Here is a 15,351-nt window from a genome sequence, read left to right on the forward strand (position 1 = left end):
GTACAACAGGTTGCCCGACGAGCGATACGTGGTCTCCAAGCCGGCGGGCAACAACAGACGCAGGAACGCGATGATGGCCTCGTCGGTGAGTTTCTCGCCGTCGATCTCGGCGGCAACGAGGTCACCGATGATGTCGTCGGTTAGCTTGCGGCGACGCTGTTCGACCTGTTCGAGGAAGTACCCCTGCAACTCGTTCGCCGCGTTCAACCCCGCCATAATGTCGGTCGGAATCGAGATCAGATCCAGCGAGAGCCGCCGGAATAAGTCGAGGTCCTCTGGGGGCAGTCCGAGCAATGCCGAGATGATCCGGGTCGGAAATTCGAATGTCAGGGCCTTCACGAGATCTGCGTGCCCATCGTTCTTGATCTCGTCGATCAGCTGATCGCACACCGGCCCGATGACTGACGGTTCCCAGCGTTCCAGCGCGGTAGCACGAAATGCCTTGGCCACCAAGCTGCGGTGATCGTGATGTTCTTTGCCGCCCATAGCCAAGATGGTGTGGCCCATCACCAGCCCGATCGTCTTCTCGTAGGCGGCCGAGGTGAAGATCCGGTCATCGCGGAACGCCTGAAAGACGCCGTCGTAACCGAACAACACCCACTCGTCGTCCGGCCGTAATTCCTCGGGCATCTGCGTGTGGTCCGCCAGGGCACCGTGCCAGACCGGATCGGTTTGCCTCATGTATTCGAAGAACGGATAAGGGCTGGTTTCACCGGTGAAGTCGAGGGTGACGGGTTGACCGTCGGGGTCGGTGCTGAGCGTCATTCAGCGCTCCCTTCAGAGCAGCCGTGGATTATCGCTATCATAATATAAATAGCAACGAAGCCCAACGGCTTGTGGTGTCTACCGTAATGGGAACAGTATTGAGCTGCGCGATCAGTGGAGAGGCGGTGATCCGGCTGTGCTCAAACGCCGATTGGTTTGCTCCCTGGACGACTTGCCGCCGGGCACGATGAAGCTGGTCGATGTCGGGAAGTTCGGGGTGGGTGTGTACAACGTGCAGGGGTCTATGCACGCGATCGTCAATTACTGCTCACATGAGGGCGCGCCCTTGTGCCTGGGCTACATCGGAGGAACCAACGAAGTCGACCCCGACGCGCCGGACGGTCTGAAGCGCACCCGCGAAGGGCAGATCGTTCGGTGCCCTTGGCACAATTGGGAATTCGACATCACTACGGGCTGCAACATCGCCGATCCCCGACGACGCATCCGTACCTACCAGGTCGACGTCAGCGATGGCGAGGTGTTTCTGACGGCATGATTATCGACGCCAACGTTCAGCCGCATTTCGCCACTAACGCCGAAATCCGGCGCTACCTGCCTGATGCCCACCGACTGCGGGCGATTCCCGACGTCGAACAGCAGTGGTATCAAGCCCCTGGCGGCGACTACCGCCGCGACCTCTACGGCGCGCACTATCCAGGCTCTGATCCGGAAACCGTCGCCCGCCATCTCTTCGACGATGCGAGCGTGCAGTACGCCATCTTGAACCCGTTGACCCGCGGCAACATTGCCGACTATCTGCTCAATAGTCGAATTTGCGCCGCGGTCAACGACTGGCTGCTCGACCGATGGCTGGAGCCCGACGCCACCGGCCGTTACCGCGGCACCATCCGGGTCAATCCTGAAGACCCCAAGGGCGCGGTCGCCGAAATCGAACGCCTTGCCGCACATCCCAAGCTTGTCCAGATCGGCGTCCCGATGCAGTCCCGCGAGCCGTATGGCAAACCGATGTTCGAGCCGATCTGGGAGGCCGCCGCCGCCCATCGGCTTCCGGTGGCCGTCCACATCAACGGCGGCAACGGCGTCGACTATCCGCCGACCTTCGCCGGCCATGCCGACACCTATCCGGGCTATGCGGCGTTCATGCCGCTCAACTACTTCGTCCACCTCGCCACGCTCATTGTCGAGGGTGTCTTCGGCCGACACCCCGACCTGAGGTTCGTCTTCGCCGACGGCGGCTACGACATCCTCACCCCGCTGATGTGGCGGCTGGACACCTTCTGGTTGTCGATGCGCGACCAGACCCCGTGGGTGGACCGCTATCCCAGTGAATACCTGCCCGGCCATGTCCGGTTCTGTTCATCGGCCTTCGACGGGCCTACCGATGCCGGTCAGATGCAGCGCTGGATGGAGTTCTCCGGCAAGGCGGACCTGCTGATGTACGGGTCGGGATACCCACACTGGTCGACGTCACCGCCGGACATGGCGGCCGCAGGTCTCGACGGCGCACAATGCGACAAGGTGTTGTGGCAAAACGCCAGCGAGCTCTACGGGCTTGCAGTTAAGGAGCGTGCCTGATGACCACGATCGAACGGGTCGAGCCGTCGACCCAGCAGGAAAAGGAAATAGCGGTCACCATTGTCGACACCGACGTCCACCCGCTGCCCGTCTCGGGCGATGTGCTCAAGTCGTATGCGCCCGCGGACTGGGTGGACAAGATCTGGCCGACCGGCAATGCGGTTACGCCAGTGCCACACTTTTACGACACACCGGACTCGTACAAGACGTCGTCGCTGCGGGTGGACTCGTGGCCGCCCGGCGGCGGGGTCGCCGGCAGCGACCCGGATTACGCCGCCAAACAACTGCTGGTCGACGCCGGGGTGAGCATCGCGTCGCTGGAACCGATGTGTGACGCGCAGTTGCCGCAGGCCGAGCACGTCTTGAAGTCGACCTACAACGACTGGCTCGCCGACGTCTGGCTGGACCACAACAACGCGCACGGCCGCTGGCGCGGGTCGATCAGCGTCAGCGCACAGACCCCGGAACAGGCGGCGCGCGAAGTTGAGCGGTGGGCGGGTCATCCGTACATGGCGCAGGTGCTGATGACACCGCAAACCCGCGGAATCCCTTTCGGCAGACCACATTTCGATCCGCTGTATGAGGCTGCATCGCGAAACGGGCTTCCAGTGGCCACCCACCTGATGGGGCAGACCCCGTTCGAGCTGATTCCGCTTTACCCCGTCGGCAATCCGGCGCACTGGCACGATTTCTTCGCCTCCTGGCCTCTGCTGTACGTCGCGCACTTGATGAGCCTGGTGTTCGACGGTGCCTTCGATCGGCACCCCGAGCTGCGGGTGGTGTTCATCGAGGGTGGTTTCACCTGGGCGATGCCGGTGATGTGGCGAATGGACCGGATCTGGGAAGCCCGCCGCGGCGACCTGCCGCACGTCCGGCGCAGGCCGTCGGAGTATGTCCGCGAACACGTCCGGTTCACCACCCAGCCGCTGGAAGACGCCGATACCGTCCAGTTCCGCGAGTATCTGGAAATGATGGACCTCGGCGACAATCTGATGTTCTCGACCGACTATCCGCATTGGAGCTACGACTCGCCGGACTACGCGATCAACCGATTCCCCGCGCCACAGCGCGAGCGGATCATGCGCGGCAACGCGACGGCCCTGTATGGGTTGCCGGCCACGGTTAAAGCTTTGCCGGGCGAACAGCCGGCCGTCGGTGCCACTTCCGAGTGAGGCGACCCGGCTGGCCGCGCTAGTCGCTGACTACGACGCAATGTGGTCGGCCCTCGACTTCGCGGGAATTGCCGACCTTTGGGAAGACGAGACACCGCAGCCGGTGTATATCGGCGACGAGTACGCGATGCCGCTGATCGGCGCCGACGAACTCGACCGGCACTGGGCGCGGATCGCCGGGCGGCTCAAGCGCGCGTCGGTGTCGTCGGAGCTGCGGTCGGCCGATCTGCTCGCCGACGGCTTCGCGCGCTGCGTCGTGTTCAGCCGATGGAACGTCACCGGGCGCGAATCCGACGTCGAGCACACCGGGAGCAGTTGGATCACCTGGCTGGTGGTGCAGCGCGGCGAACGATACCGCATTTTTCACCACATGGAGTCACAGGTCTACTTTGATGACCATGACGATCGAGACCGACCGCGCGAAGCCTAGGGGGCCTGGAAAACTGGGTCGCATTGATCCGGCGTTACGCGACGCCGCGGCCGGCCTGGACATCGTGGAATTCCGTGCGGAGTCGCTACCTGCCGAGCGCGAGCGTGCCGATCAGCAGGCGGCCGAGCGCGCGGCGGCCGTCGACACCGGCAGCGTTGAGATCGAAGACCGCGCGATCACTGGACCGGGGGACCGGCGGCTTGGGTTACGCCTCTATCGCGGCCTGACCAAATCGGCAGCTCCGTTGGCGCTGTACGCCCACGGCGGCGGTTTCGTGACCGGCAACCTTGATACCGACCATGCGCACTGCGTGGACCTGGCGCGCGCGGCTGGTTGTCTTGTCGTCTCGGTCGACTACCGGCTTGCCCCAGAGCACCCGTGTCCGGAAGCGCTCGACGACGTCGAAGCAGCGTTTCGCTACGCCGTCGAGAACAGCGCCCGCCTTGGCGCGGACGGCACCCGCGTGGTGGTGATGGGCCGCGACGCCGGCGCGGCGTTGGCCGCCGCATTGGCCCAGCGCATGTTCGACCAGGAGGGTCCGCCGATCCTGGCCCAAGTGCTGCACCAGCCGATGCTCGACGCCGACGCGACGCCGTCGCGAAGGGAATTTCAGCGCACCCCGGGGCTGAACGGGCCAGCAGTGAGTCGCGCATGGGGCCACTATCTCGGTCACAGCGCGGCGACGGCGCAATTCGTGCCGGCCCACCGAGCGAACTTGGAAGGGCTGCCGCCCGCGTTCATCAGTTGCGCGGAGATCGACCCGTGTCGCGACGAAGCCATCGACTACGCCAACCGGCTGCTGCACGCTTACGTGCACACCGAATTGCACGTCGTCGCGGCGACATTTCACGGCTTCGATTCAGTGGTGCCGGAATGGGTCGTCTCTCGAGAAAGTGTCGCGCTGCACGCTCAGGTGCTTCGCCGCTCGTTCGCCATCCAGTTTTAGCTTCAGGTCAGATCGGCTGGAACTTGGTGATCAGCCAGTTGCCATGCAGCTTCGTCAACGACACCAGCACGCTGCTCGACGCCATCGCCGGATCGGGTCGGTCTTTGCTGGTGGTGGCTTGGTTGACGAAGAGCAACACGACCGCTGAATCCGGATGCAGTTCGGACGCCGCTGCACCAACCACTTGAGCGGTGGTGGTCAGCGCCTTTTCCTTGGCGGCCGGCGTCACGATCTGCTTGGTGAACTGGTCGTAGTAGTTCAAGAAGTCCCCGGTGAGATGGGATTTGGCAGCGGCGAAGTCCTGGTTGAGGGTGTCTGGTTTGTAGGACAGCAGGGCGACGGTCCCGTCGCGCGCGGCGTTGATCGCGCCTTGCGCGACCGCCGCGTCTGTCTGCACGTCGGGCCGATACTGAGCGACGTACAGCCACGCCGTCAACGCGCCGGATGCCAACAGCAGCGGAGCGAGAACGACCGGGACAATTTTGAGGCGGCGGCTTGTGACCTCGTCGCCGAGGAGCGACGTCGTGTCGGGCGTGCTCGTGTCGTCGTCCTGGTGCGCTTCGTCGGTGGCGCCCGCGGTCTTGTCGATTTCTACCCCGTCGCTGGGCTCCAGGTCGGACGCGGCCTCGACCGTTTGCTGCTCGGTTTTGTCGTCAGCATCGCGGCTCATAGCACGAACTCAACTTTCGAAATCTTCAGTTGATCGCCGTCGCGGACCACTGATACCCGGAACCGGAACGCTCGTGGATCATCTTTGGCGCCAGCCGAATTGGTGACGCGCTCGTTGGCCAGCACCAGGACGACTGCGGTGTCCTTACCCATCGACTCAACCGCGGTGGCCGCGACCGAGCCTTCGGTGACCGCCTTGGAATCCTTTACCACCGATTCGAAATCGTCGGCGCGACGCTGGAAGTCGTCCCGGAATTCGCCGGTGGAGCTGTCGAGTACCCGTTGGACGTCTTCCTTGGCCTTGTTGAAGTCCAGTGAGGTCAGGTTGATTACGCCTTGCTTGGCGGCTGCGGTGAACGCTGCGGATCGCTGGCGTTCGTCGAGCACGGTGTGGTGATGCCAGAGCATCCAGCCGCTCGCTGCGAGCAGACCGCAGATCGCGACGATGGCGGCCGCGGTGAGCAGCCTGGAATATCTCGTGGATACGCTCGGCACCCGCAATCGCCGCCGGGTCGGTTCGCTCGGCGTCGCGGGTGACTCCGCCGCCTCGGCAGGCTCCGTTGCCTCTGGTGCCTTGGGCCCTTTTGCGGGTTCGGCGGCCGCGGTGGTCTCGTCGGCTTCCTGCTCAGCCTGCGCCTGTGCCTCACGCCGCAATTTGATGGCCCGGGCGCGGGCGCGCGCCGCCGCCGCCAGCGCTTCTGCCTCGGCGGCTTCTGCCTCGGCTTGCTCGGCCAACGCGATCGCGTCGGCCTTCGCCTCGGCAGAATCCTGCGGCTCTTTGCCTGCCTCAGCCATGGCGACTACAGCTTCTCGACGTCATTATCGACTGAACTCCGGTATCTCTTACGGTATTGCTCATTGCTACCATCGGAGGCACCAGTGAACTCCGACTGGGATCGAATCGCACGAAAGGCCATGGAAGGTCCAGCCAACATCATGACCGCCGTCGATTCCCCCGAAAAGATACTCTTCGCCTCCACCACCCAAGCTTTTCTGCAAAAAGAGGTTCCGCTGAGCCGGGTGCGGGAGCTGCACGCGGCGGGCGTCTCATTCGACCAATCCTGGTGGCGGCGGGCCGCTGAGCTGGGTTGGACGGGGTTGCTGGTCCCCGAGGAACTAGGCGGCGGCAGCGTCTCGGACGATGGCCTCGCCGATCTGGCGATGGTCGCCGAACAACTCGGAAAGACGGTAGCGCCGGGGCCGCTGTACCCGGTCAGCACGGTGCTCGCGGGGCTGGTGGACTGCGCTGAGCGGCAGGCCCATGCGGCCACCATCGAGTCGCTGATCTCCGGTGAAACGGTGGCCTCGTGGGCCGTCTACGAGCCGGGCCACGGGTGGGCGCCTCATCAGGCGTCGGTGACCTTCACGGAGACTGATTCGGGTTACCACATCGACGGTGTCAAAGATCGTGTGGAGGCGGGAGCCCAGAGCGGCGTGCTGCTTGTCGTGGCGCGAGGCGACGACGGCGTGCGCCAGTTCTTGGTGCCCACCAACGCCTCGGGCGTGCAGATCGAGCCGCAGCAGTCGGTCGATCTCGTCAAGCAATACGCCCGCGTGCATTTCGATGGTGTGGACGTCGAGCGCAGCGCGGCCGTCGGCGGCGCTGCCGAGACCGCCGAATTGATCGACCGTCAGAGCCAGGTCGCGCAGGTGCTCCAGTGCGCCGAGGTAGTCGGCATTCTGCAAACAGTTTTCGACTTCACCGTCGCATGGGCGTTGGACCGGCACACCTTTGGCCGCCCGCTGGCGTCCTATCAAGCACTCAAGCACCACTTCGCAGATATGAAGATGTGGTTGGAGGCATGCCGGGCAACGACGGCCGCAGCGGTGGCCGCCGTATCCGCCCGTTCGCCCGATGCCGGTTTGTCAGCCAGCATCGCGAAGTCGTATGTCGGGGAAATGTCACCCGAAATCGTCCAAGGCTGTGTGCAGATGCACGGGGGCATCGGGGTCACCTGGGAACACGATCTGCATCTGTACTTGCGGCGGGTTGCCTTGTACCGGTCCATGTTCGGCACGCCCGAAGAGCATAACCTGCGGGTGTACCAGTGGCAGGAAGGCTCCAGGTCGGCCTGATGACCGAGGCCCAGACGACATCCGCGGACGTCGAAAGCATCGATGACTTCCGTGCCCGGGCGAGAGCCTGGCTGGCCGAAAGCATGCCGCCGATCGACCCCGCGCATCCGCCGGCTGCCCACCGCGATGAGGACCGCTGTTGGCAGCGGGCTCGCGAGCTGCAAAAGCGTTTGTATGACGCCGGATTCGCCGGAATCTGCTTTCCTCGGGAGTACGGCGGTCTTGGGCTGGACTACGAGTACCAGCAGGTGTTCGACGAGGAGAGCCTCAGCTATGAGATGCCGCTGATCCTCAACACGCCCACGTTCACCATCTGCTGTGCGACGCTGCTCGACACGGGTAGCGAAGAACAAAAGCGTCAGCACATCGCCGCGGCGCTGCGCGGTGATGAGGTGCTGGTTCAGCTGTTGTCGGAGCCCAGCGGCGGATCGGATCTCGCCGGCGTGATCACGCGGGCGGAGCGGGATGGCGACCGCTGGGTGATCAATGGCGCTAAGACATGGAGCACCAGCGCATTCGCCGCCGACTATGGCCTGTGCCTGGCCCGCACTGATTGGGATGTGCCAAAGCACGATGGCCTGACCATGTTCTTGGTTCCGATCAAGCATCCGGGAATCACGTTGCGGCGCATCACTCAGCTGAACGGGTCGACAGAGTTCTGCGAGGAGTTCTTCGATGATGTCGACGTCGGCGACGACGCCGTCGTCGGCGAGGTCAACGGTGGGTGGACGGTCGCCTCACGCCAGCTCTACCACGAGCGCCGCGCGGTGGGCGGGAGTTCGGAATTCGCCAGCGGTAGCGGCAGCGAAGGCGGCCGGTCGACACCTGTGAATTATGTGCGCCTGGCCGAGACGATCGGGCAGGCCGACAACGAGCGGGTCCGACAGCTAGCCGGACGAGCATTAGTGCACCGAGCGGTCAGCGACCAACTGGGCGACCACATTTACCGCAGCGTCCGCGACGGGATACTGCCGCCTGCCGCCGGAACCATCCTCCGGCTTTTCCACGCCGAGACGGTCACCTTGGAGATGGACACCGGGCTGGCAATCACTGGAACCGCCGGAGTCGTCGGCGCAGAAGGGCAGGGTCTGCAGACCGGGTTGCGATACCTATCCCGCCAAGCGGTCTGCATTGGCGGTGGCACCAGCGAGTTGGCCCGCAACGTCATTGGCGAGCGGGTGCTGAACTTTCCTCGCGAGTACGCCGCCGATCGTGGTGTGCCGTTCAGCCAGGTGCGGCACGGCAACTAAGCGTCTATACCGTGCGCGCCAACCGCTGTGCAAGCAAATCAGCGAACCGAGCCGGATCCTCAGGCGTACCGCCTTCGGCCAGAAGCGCTGTGCCGTAAAGCAATTCGGCGGTTTCAGCAACCGACGGGTCGTCGGCGCGGTCTTTATGCGCCTGCTGCAGTCCGGTGACCAGTGCATGGTTCGGGTTGAGTTCCAACGTCCGCTTCTCGACCGGAACGTCTTGGCCTGAAGCCCGGTACATGCGGGCGAGCGTCGGGGTGATGCCGAAGGCGTCGGTGATCAGGCAGGCCGGCGACTCGGTCAGCCGAGTGGACAGCCGCACCTCCTTGACGTGCTCGCTCAGGGTTTCCTTCAGCCAGGTGAGCAGGTCGGCGAAATCCTTCTCCCGCTCCTTGCGCTCGGCCTCGTGGGCCGTCTTCTCCTCCTCGGTGTCGAGATCCACCTCGCCCTTGGCCACCGACTGCAGTGGCTTGCCGTCGAACTCGGTCACCGACCCCAGCCAGATCTCGTCGACGGCGTCGGTGAGCAGCAACACCTCGTAACCCTTGGCCTTGAACGCTTCCAGGTGCGGTGAGTTGAGGATCTGCTGCCGTGACTCGCCGGTGGCGTAGAAGATCTGCTGCTGACCGTCCTTCATCCGTTCCACGTAGTCGGCGAGGGTGGTGAGTTCGTCGTCGCTGTGCGTCGACGCGAACGAGGAGATTTGCAGCAACGTCTCTTGGTTGTCGAAGTCCCGCATCAAGCCCTCTTTGAGAACCATCCCGAACTGGCCCCAGAATGTGCGGTAGTCCTCCGGCCGCTCGGACTGCAGCTCCTTGATTGTGGAAAGCACCTTCTTGGTCAAACGACGCCGGATCGCGTTGATCTGTCGATCCTGTTGCAGGATCTCGCGGGAAACGTTCAGCGACAGGTCTTGTGCGTCGACGACGCCCTTGATGAAGCGCAGATACCTGGGCATGAGCTCGTCGCAATCGCCCATGATGAAGACGCGCTTGACGTACAGCTGGACGCCGATGTCGGCGCCCGGTTGGTATAAGTCGAATGGCGCATGCGACGGGATGAAAAGCAGGGCCTGGTACTCGAAGGTGCCCTCGGCCTTCATTGAGATGACCTCGAGCGGCTCGTCCCAGGCGTGTGCGATGTGTTTGTAGAACTCCTTGTATTCTTCTTCCGAGACTTCGTCTTTGGGCCTGGCCCACAGCGCTTTGCCTGAGTTGAGGGTCTCGACCTCTGTTGTGACGGTCTCGTCGCCACCCTCTTCCGCGGCCGCAATGCGCTTTTCGACCTCCATCCGAATGGGCCATGCGATGAAGTCGGAGTACTTCTTGACCAGCGTCCTGATCTTCCACTCCGAGGTGTAATCGTGCAGCGCGTCCTCGGCGTCGACCGGCTTGAGATGTAGGGTGACCGACGTTCCCTGTGGCGCATCGTCGACCGTCGCGATGGTGTACGTGCCATCGCCGCTGGACTCCCACTTGGTGGCCTCGCTCTCGCCGGCCTTGTGCGTGAGCAGCTCGACCTTGTCGGCCACCATGAACGTGGAGTAGAACCCGATACCGAACTGGCCGATCAGTTCTTCAGAAACCGCTGCGTTTTTAGCGGTCTGGGCTTCGCGCAATTGCTGGCGCAACTCGGCGGTGCCCGACTTGGCCAGGGTGCCGATCAAATCGACGACCTCGGCGCGCGTCATGCCGATGCCGTTATCGCGAACGGTGAGGGTCCGCGCATCCTTATCTGCCTCGATCTCGATATGCAGATCGGAGGTCTCGACGTGCAGGTCCTTGTTCCGGAACGCCTCGATCCGCAGCTTGTCCAGCGCATCGGAAGCGTTTGAGATCAACTCCCGCAAAAATGAATCCTTGTCGGAGTAGACCGAGTGGACCATCAGGTCCAGCAGTTGCCGTGCCTCGGCTTGAAACTCCAGCTGCTCTACGCCCGCAGTCATGAGATTCCCCTCTACCAGATCGCATTCGAGGGGCAGGCTACAGTATCGCCCCGCTGTCTTTGGCCTTGGCGATGTCGTCCCAGTCGAAGCCGAGCTCGAGCAGAACCTCTTCGGTGTGCTGGCCGTGTTCGGGCGCGCGTCCCGGGCCGGGTGGCGTTTCATCGAACTGCACTGGTGCAGCTACCATTTCGTATTCGACACCCTGATCATCGACGTTGGTGATCAGGTAGCCGTTGGGTTTGCTCTGCGGGTCGTTGAGCGCCTCTCGCGGGGTGGCCAGCGGCGCCCACACCCCGGGCTCATCGGCCAGCGCTTGCCGCCAGTGCTCCAGGTCGTGCTCGGCGAACTTGGCGCCGATCAGGGCGGTCGCTTCGGCGGCGTTGGCGACCAGGTTCGACGACGGCACGAAGCGCTCGTCTGTGGCCAGCTCGGGTAGCCCGATTCGCTGGCAGAACCCGGCCCAGAACTTGTCCGGCTGCAGGAAGACCATCTGGATCCACCGGTCGTCCTTGGTTTTGTAGCGGTTGACCAGGGGGTTCATCGCCAACCCCGGCGGCGCTCCGGGTATGCCGTCGATGCCGAAGAGGTCGGCGACACAAATAGACGGCGCGATGCTCCACATCGCCTGGGCCAGCAGCGACGAATCGACGACCGTTGGCTCGCCGGTGCGCTCGCGGTGGAACAGCGCTGCGCAGACGCCACCGGCCAGGGTGATCCCCGCCTGCAGGTCGCCGAACGCCGGGCCCTGCACGGCTGGGTTTTCGGTGCCGAACGGTGTCAGCGTGTAGGCGACACCACCGCGCGCTAAATACGTGGCGGCGTCGAACCCGCCCCGGTCGCGGTCGGGACCGCGCACCCCCAAGCCCGTTCCGCGCGCGATGATGATGTTCGGGTTGAACCTGCGGATGTCCTCGACCGTCAGCCGTGCCCGCTCCAGCGCCGCCGGAAGCCAATTGGTCAGAAACACGTCGGCCTCTGCCAGCAGTCGGCCGAAGAATTCCCGGCCAGCCTCACTCTTGAGATCCAGTGCGATGCTGCGTTTTCCGCGGTTGCTCAGCTCAAGGATGAAGTCGGTGTCGGCGCGTGCCGCCTGCCGCGTGAAACCTCCGACGACGAGCGCTCGGCCGGGATCACCAATGATGCTCTCAACCTTGATGACCTCGGCGCCCCAGTCGGCCAGCGCGACACCGGCTGCGGGTACATACGTCCACGAAGCGAGCTCGACCACCCGGACGCCACTGAGCACGCCTGACATACGACCACTCTTTTCGGTGTCTTTTCTATTTTAGGTAGTATAGATACTATAGGTATTTGTCAGCCTGTACTGCAACGACGCAGCGTCGTGGAAGAGATGCGATGGAGTCGAACGCTCGTCCGGTCCCAACTGATGGCCGGGTCAGCGCCCCGTCAGGTCTTCCCGGTAGTCGCGTGAAAAATCATGAGCCCCAGGATGGTTCGCCTGTATTCGGAGCGCTGAGAAAGGACCGGCGATGGGCAGAGTGATGGGCAAGGTAGCGGTGGTCAGCGGAGCCGCGCGGGGTCAGGGTCGCTCGCATGCCCGAATGCTCGCCGCCGAGGGCGCCGACATCATCGCGGTCGACTTATGTGCAGACATCGAAACCAATGAATACCCGCTGGCCCGTCCGGAGGACCTCGACGAAACCGCGCGGCTCGTCGAGAAGGAGGGACAGCGCGCCGTCACCGAGATTGCCGACGTCCGCGACCGGGCCGCCCTCTCAGCGGCAATCGATCGGGGCGTCGCCGAGCTAGGTCATCTCGACATCGTGGTCGCCAACGCAGGGATCTGCCCGCTGACTGCGGGCTTGCCACCCCAGGCCTTCGCCGACGCAGTGGACGTCGATCTTGTCGGCGTGCTCAACCTCGTGCACTCGAGCCTCAAACATTTGCAGGCCGGCGCCTCGGTCATTGTGATCGGATCCAACGCGGCATTCATGTCATCGATGAACACCACCGGCATCGACGGCGGTCCCGGGGGAGCGGGATATGCGTTCGCGAAAATAGCTGCGGCGCACTATGTCAACGATTTTGCCCTGGCCCTGGCCAAGTTCTCCATCCGGATGAACGCAGTGCACCCGACGAACGTCAACACCGACATGCTGCATAGCGCGCCGATGTACCGGGCGTTCCGGCCCGACCTGAAAAATCCGACACGCGAAGATGCCGAACCGGTTTTCCCCGTGGTGCAGGCGATGCCGGTGCCCTATGTGGAACCCGAGGACATCAGCGAGGCGGTGCTATTCCTGGCCTCTGACGCCGCCCGCTACATCACCGGTCAGCAGCTGCGGGTCGACGCCGGAGGTTTTCTCAAGGTGAAACCGTGGTCAGGCGCATGAGGCTGCGTCAATCTAGCTGTGCCCTAACTGAATTGGAGAAGTAAGCGTGCCGACCGGCTACGACGATGCAGTGGGGGCACCCCCAGCCGCGGAGCGGCGAGGGGGACGAAGCGATGAGGAGGAGTAGGCGCATGCCCAAAGGGATGATCTACCTGGAGACGATGCCGGTGTCGCCGGACCGCGAGGCGGAATACCACACGTGGTACAACGACACGCATCTGGCGGAGATCTGCTCGGTGGACGGCATCGTGTCCGCGCGCCGGTTCGCGCCGACCGACGGCAAAGGCCCCTTCATCGCGATCTATGAGCTCGACTGTGACGATCTCGACTCGGTGGTCCAGCGACTGGGGGAGCTGGGTGCCAGCGGCAAGATGTCGTCGCTGGAGCTGCTCAACATGGAGACGCCGCCAATTCCCAAGGTCTATCGGCAGATCGGCTCTTACACAAAGTGACGGCCACTGCGGAGCTGCCGCCGGCAACCCTCAAGCGCATCTATGCGCTGATGGTGCTGATGAAGACTGCCGACGACCGGCTCTCCAAGGGCATCGGCACCGGAGAATTCATGTGCGTGTACTGGCCGTCGCGCGGCCAGGAGGCGATCGCTGCGGCGATGGGTGTGTCGCTGCGCGACGACGACCAGTTGGTTACCACCTACCGCGGGTTGCACGATCTGCTCGGTAAGGGCGTCCCGCTGGAGGAGATCTACGGCGAGATGATGGGCCGTACCGTCGGCGCCAGCCGGGGTAAGGGCGGCACCATGCATATCGCCAAACCCGATAAGGGCGTGATGCTTTCGACCGGGATCGTCGGCGCCGGACCACCGGTCGCGGTCGGTCTGGCGATGGCCGCCAAGCGCAAGGGCCTCGACCGCGTCACCGTGGTCAGCTTCGGCGACGGCGCCACCAACACCGGCTCATTTCATGAAGCGGCCAACATGGCCGCACTGTGGGATTTGCCGATGGTCTTTGTGTGCCAGAACAATCTCTACGCCGAAATGACGCCGACCAGCGACACGATGAAGCTCGAACACGTCGCCGACCGGGCGGCCGGCTACGGCATGCCAGGGGTGCGTGTCGACGGCAACGACCCGCTGGCCGTCGCCGCCGCGCTCGATGAGGCGCTGCGACGGGCCCGAACCGGCGACGGCCCCACCTTCATCGAGTGCGTGACATTTCGTTTTCGCGGCCATTATTTCGGTGACCGGATGCCATATATCCCCAAAGATCAGCTGTCGGCGGCGATGGACGCCGATCCGGTTCCGCGGTTCCGCAACCAGCTCGCCGATGCCGGCATCTGCGATCCCGATGAGCTCGACAGCATAGAAAACGACGCGGCAGCGGCGGTGGAGGCGGCGCTGAAAACCGTGATGGGCGCGGACTCCCCGTCGATCGACGAACTCGACCAAGACGTGTACGCAGCTCCGATCAGGTTCCCGGTGTAAAGACATGGACGAGAAAGAGATGACGATGCGCGAGGCGCTTAACCTCGCGCTCGATCAGGCGCTGCACGCGGACGACCGAGTGTTCCTGCTCGGCGAGGACATCGCCGATCCCGGCGCGTCCGGGCCGACCGCCGGGCTCTCGACGAAGTACGGCCACGATCGGGTGTTGGACACCCCGATTTCGGAAGCCGCGATCGTCGGCGCGGCAATCGGTGCTGCGATCGACGGGCTGCTGCCGGTGGCCGAGATCATGATCATGGATTTCATCGGCATTGCCGCCGACCAGTTGATCAACAACGCCGCCAAGCTGCGGTTCATGACCGGCGGCCGCACCACCGCGCCGATCACCGTCCGCACTCAGGTGTATGCGGGCCTTGCCACCGGCGCCACACATTCGCAGAGCCTGGAGGCCTGGTTCATGCACATCCCGGGGATGAAGGTGATCGTGCCATCCACTCCGCGGGACGGCAAAGGCCTACTGACCACGGCGATCTTCGACGAGGATCCATGCCTGTTCGTCGAAACCATTCGTCTGCAAGGCAAAAAGGGACCCGTTCCCGTCGAGCCCGGTTTCTCAATTCCGCTCGGCCAGGCCGACATCAAACGATCCGGCAGCGACGTCAGCTTGATCAGCTACGGCCGCAGCGTGCACGAGGCCCTCGCGGCGGCGGCGACGTTGGCCGAACGCGGAGTGAGCGCCGAAGTCGTCGATCTGCGGACCCTGGTTCCGCTCGACGTCGACACGATCGTCGAATCCGCGCGGCGAA

At 63.9% G+C, this 15,351-nt stretch carries 15 protein-coding genes and 1 pseudogene; 11 read left to right on the forward strand and 5 right to left on the reverse strand.

Annotation, left to right across the window (positions count from 1 at the left end; genetic code table 11):
* A pseudogene (locus WBF82_RS10050) lies at positions 1 to 765 on the reverse strand (cytochrome P450); the annotation flags it as partial.
* A 136-nt stretch (positions 766 to 901) separates the two neighbouring features.
* Between WBF82_RS10050 and WBF82_RS10055 the strand changes: the two are divergent.
* The 5 genes from WBF82_RS10055 to WBF82_RS10075 are packed head-to-tail and all read left to right on the forward strand — an operon-like array spanning position 902 to position 4,849.
* Entirely contained in the window at positions 902 to 1,261 is a 360-nt protein-coding gene (locus tag WBF82_RS10055) for a Rieske (2Fe-2S) protein (protein WP_424382893.1), read from the forward strand.
* Entirely contained in the window at positions 1,258 to 2,301 is a 1,044-nt protein-coding gene (locus WBF82_RS10060; RefSeq protein ID WP_424382894.1) for an amidohydrolase family protein, read from the forward strand. Before WBF82_RS10055 ends, WBF82_RS10060 begins: the two co-directional genes overlap by 4 nt.
* Positions 2,301 to 3,473, forward strand: a complete 1,173-nt coding sequence (locus WBF82_RS10065; RefSeq protein ID WP_424382895.1) for an amidohydrolase family protein — start codon at positions 2,301 to 2,303, stop codon at positions 3,471 to 3,473. The genes WBF82_RS10060 and WBF82_RS10065 overlap by 1 nt, the downstream gene beginning before the upstream one ends.
* On the forward strand, positions 3,457 to 3,903 hold the full coding sequence (locus tag WBF82_RS10070) for a hypothetical protein (RefSeq protein WP_424382896.1): 447 nt from the start codon (positions 3,457 to 3,459) through the stop codon (positions 3,901 to 3,903). The genes WBF82_RS10065 and WBF82_RS10070 overlap by 17 nt, the downstream gene beginning before the upstream one ends.
* Complete coding sequence (locus WBF82_RS10075) at positions 3,872 to 4,849, forward strand: alpha/beta hydrolase (protein ID WP_424382897.1); 978 nt, start codon at positions 3,872 to 3,874, stop codon at positions 4,847 to 4,849. The genes WBF82_RS10070 and WBF82_RS10075 overlap by 32 nt, the downstream gene beginning before the upstream one ends.
* Before the next feature lie 7 nt (positions 4,850 to 4,856).
* Here the strand turns inward: WBF82_RS10075 and WBF82_RS10080 are convergent, their stop codons facing one another.
* The gene (locus WBF82_RS10080; RefSeq protein WP_424382898.1) at positions 4,857 to 5,519 is read right to left on the reverse strand and encodes a hypothetical protein; all 663 of its coding nucleotides are present in this window, start codon (positions 5,517 to 5,519) and stop codon (positions 4,857 to 4,859) included.
* Positions 5,516 to 6,313: a hypothetical protein gene (locus tag WBF82_RS10085; RefSeq protein WP_424382899.1), complete on the reverse strand. Its 798-nt coding sequence runs from the start codon at positions 6,311 to 6,313 to the stop codon at positions 5,516 to 5,518. The genes WBF82_RS10080 and WBF82_RS10085 overlap by 4 nt, the downstream gene beginning before the upstream one ends.
* A 141-nt stretch (positions 6,314 to 6,454) precedes the next feature.
* On the opposite strand from WBF82_RS10085, the gene WBF82_RS10090 reads away from it, so the two are divergent.
* Together WBF82_RS10090 and WBF82_RS10095 are read left to right on the forward strand one after the other, a co-directional pair.
* Entirely contained in the window at positions 6,455 to 7,594 is a 1,140-nt protein-coding gene (locus WBF82_RS10090) for an acyl-CoA dehydrogenase family protein (RefSeq protein ID WP_424382900.1), read from the forward strand.
* On the forward strand, positions 7,594 to 8,844 hold the full coding sequence (locus WBF82_RS10095) for an acyl-CoA dehydrogenase family protein (RefSeq protein ID WP_424382901.1): 1,251 nt from the start codon (positions 7,594 to 7,596) through the stop codon (positions 8,842 to 8,844). Before WBF82_RS10090 ends, WBF82_RS10095 begins: the two co-directional genes overlap by 1 nt.
* Positions 8,845 to 8,848: 4 nt before the next feature.
* On the opposite strand, the gene htpG is transcribed toward WBF82_RS10095, so the two are convergent.
* Together htpG and WBF82_RS10105 are read right to left on the reverse strand one after the other, a co-directional pair.
* Positions 8,849 to 10,789 (reverse strand): molecular chaperone HtpG, encoded by a 1,941-nt coding sequence (gene htpG / locus WBF82_RS10100; RefSeq protein ID WP_424382902.1) that lies wholly within the window; start codon positions 10,787 to 10,789, stop codon positions 8,849 to 8,851.
* 37 nt (positions 10,790 to 10,826) lie between these two features.
* Positions 10,827 to 12,044, reverse strand: coding sequence for a CaiB/BaiF CoA transferase family protein (locus tag WBF82_RS10105; protein ID WP_424382903.1), 1,218 nt, complete (start codon positions 12,042 to 12,044; stop codon positions 10,827 to 10,829).
* A 235-nt stretch (positions 12,045 to 12,279) separates the two neighbouring features.
* Here WBF82_RS10105 and WBF82_RS10110 point away from each other — a divergent pair, with 235 nt between their 5' ends.
* From WBF82_RS10110 to WBF82_RS10125, 4 genes are all read left to right on the forward strand, one after another.
* Complete coding sequence (locus WBF82_RS10110) at positions 12,280 to 13,143, forward strand: mycofactocin-coupled SDR family oxidoreductase (RefSeq protein WP_424382904.1); 864 nt, start codon at positions 12,280 to 12,282, stop codon at positions 13,141 to 13,143.
* A 131-nt stretch (positions 13,144 to 13,274) separates the two neighbouring features.
* Entirely contained in the window at positions 13,275 to 13,595 is a 321-nt protein-coding gene (locus tag WBF82_RS10115; protein WP_424382905.1) for a hypothetical protein, read from the forward strand.
* 50 nt (positions 13,596 to 13,645) lie between these two features.
* Complete coding sequence (locus tag WBF82_RS10120) at positions 13,646 to 14,584, forward strand: thiamine pyrophosphate-dependent dehydrogenase E1 component subunit alpha (protein ID WP_424382907.1); 939 nt, start codon at positions 13,646 to 13,648, stop codon at positions 14,582 to 14,584.
* A 4-nt stretch (positions 14,585 to 14,588) separates the two neighbouring features.
* A partial coding sequence (locus WBF82_RS10125; RefSeq protein ID WP_424382906.1) for an alpha-ketoacid dehydrogenase subunit beta occupies positions 14,589 to 15,351 on the forward strand: 763 nt, incomplete at its 3' end.

It is taken from the genome of Mycobacterium sp., from assembly GCF_049673265.1.
Taxonomy (GTDB): domain Bacteria; phylum Actinomycetota; class Actinomycetes; order Mycobacteriales; family Mycobacteriaceae; genus Mycobacterium.

What these genes read in the sequence shown, in the direction of transcription:
- WBF82_RS10090 (WP_424382900.1), top strand. Translation starts at nt 6,455, where the DNA reads ATGACCGCCGTCGATTCCCCCGAAAAGATACTCTTCGCCTCCACCACC.
- WBF82_RS10085 (WP_424382899.1), bottom strand. Translation starts at nt 6,313, where the DNA reads ATGGCTGAGGCAGGCAAAGAGCCGCAGGATTCTGCCGAGGCGAAGGCC.
- WBF82_RS10060 (WP_424382894.1), top strand. Translation starts at nt 1,258, where the DNA reads ATGATTATCGACGCCAACGTTCAGCCGCATTTCGCCACTAACGCCGAA.
- htpG (WP_424382902.1), bottom strand. Translation starts at nt 10,789, where the DNA reads ATGACTGCGGGCGTAGAGCAGCTGGAGTTTCAAGCCGAGGCACGGCAA.
- WBF82_RS10105 (WP_424382903.1), bottom strand. Translation starts at nt 12,044, where the DNA reads ATGTCAGGCGTGCTCAGTGGCGTCCGGGTGGTCGAGCTCGCTTCGTGG.
- WBF82_RS10110 (WP_424382904.1), top strand. Translation starts at nt 12,280, where the DNA reads ATGGGCAGAGTGATGGGCAAGGTAGCGGTGGTCAGCGGAGCCGCGCGG.
- WBF82_RS10080 (WP_424382898.1), bottom strand. Translation starts at nt 5,519, where the DNA reads ATGAGCCGCGATGCTGACGACAAAACCGAGCAGCAAACGGTCGAGGCC.
- WBF82_RS10095 (WP_424382901.1), top strand. Translation starts at nt 7,594, where the DNA reads ATGACCGAGGCCCAGACGACATCCGCGGACGTCGAAAGCATCGATGAC.
- WBF82_RS10075 (WP_424382897.1), top strand. Translation starts at nt 3,872, where the DNA reads ATGACGATCGAGACCGACCGCGCGAAGCCTAGGGGGCCTGGAAAACTG.
- WBF82_RS10065 (WP_424382895.1), top strand. Translation starts at nt 2,301, where the DNA reads ATGACCACGATCGAACGGGTCGAGCCGTCGACCCAGCAGGAAAAGGAA.
- WBF82_RS10120 (WP_424382907.1), top strand. Translation starts at nt 13,646, where the DNA reads ATGGTGCTGATGAAGACTGCCGACGACCGGCTCTCCAAGGGCATCGGC.
- WBF82_RS10115 (WP_424382905.1), top strand. Translation starts at nt 13,275, where the DNA reads ATGCCCAAAGGGATGATCTACCTGGAGACGATGCCGGTGTCGCCGGAC.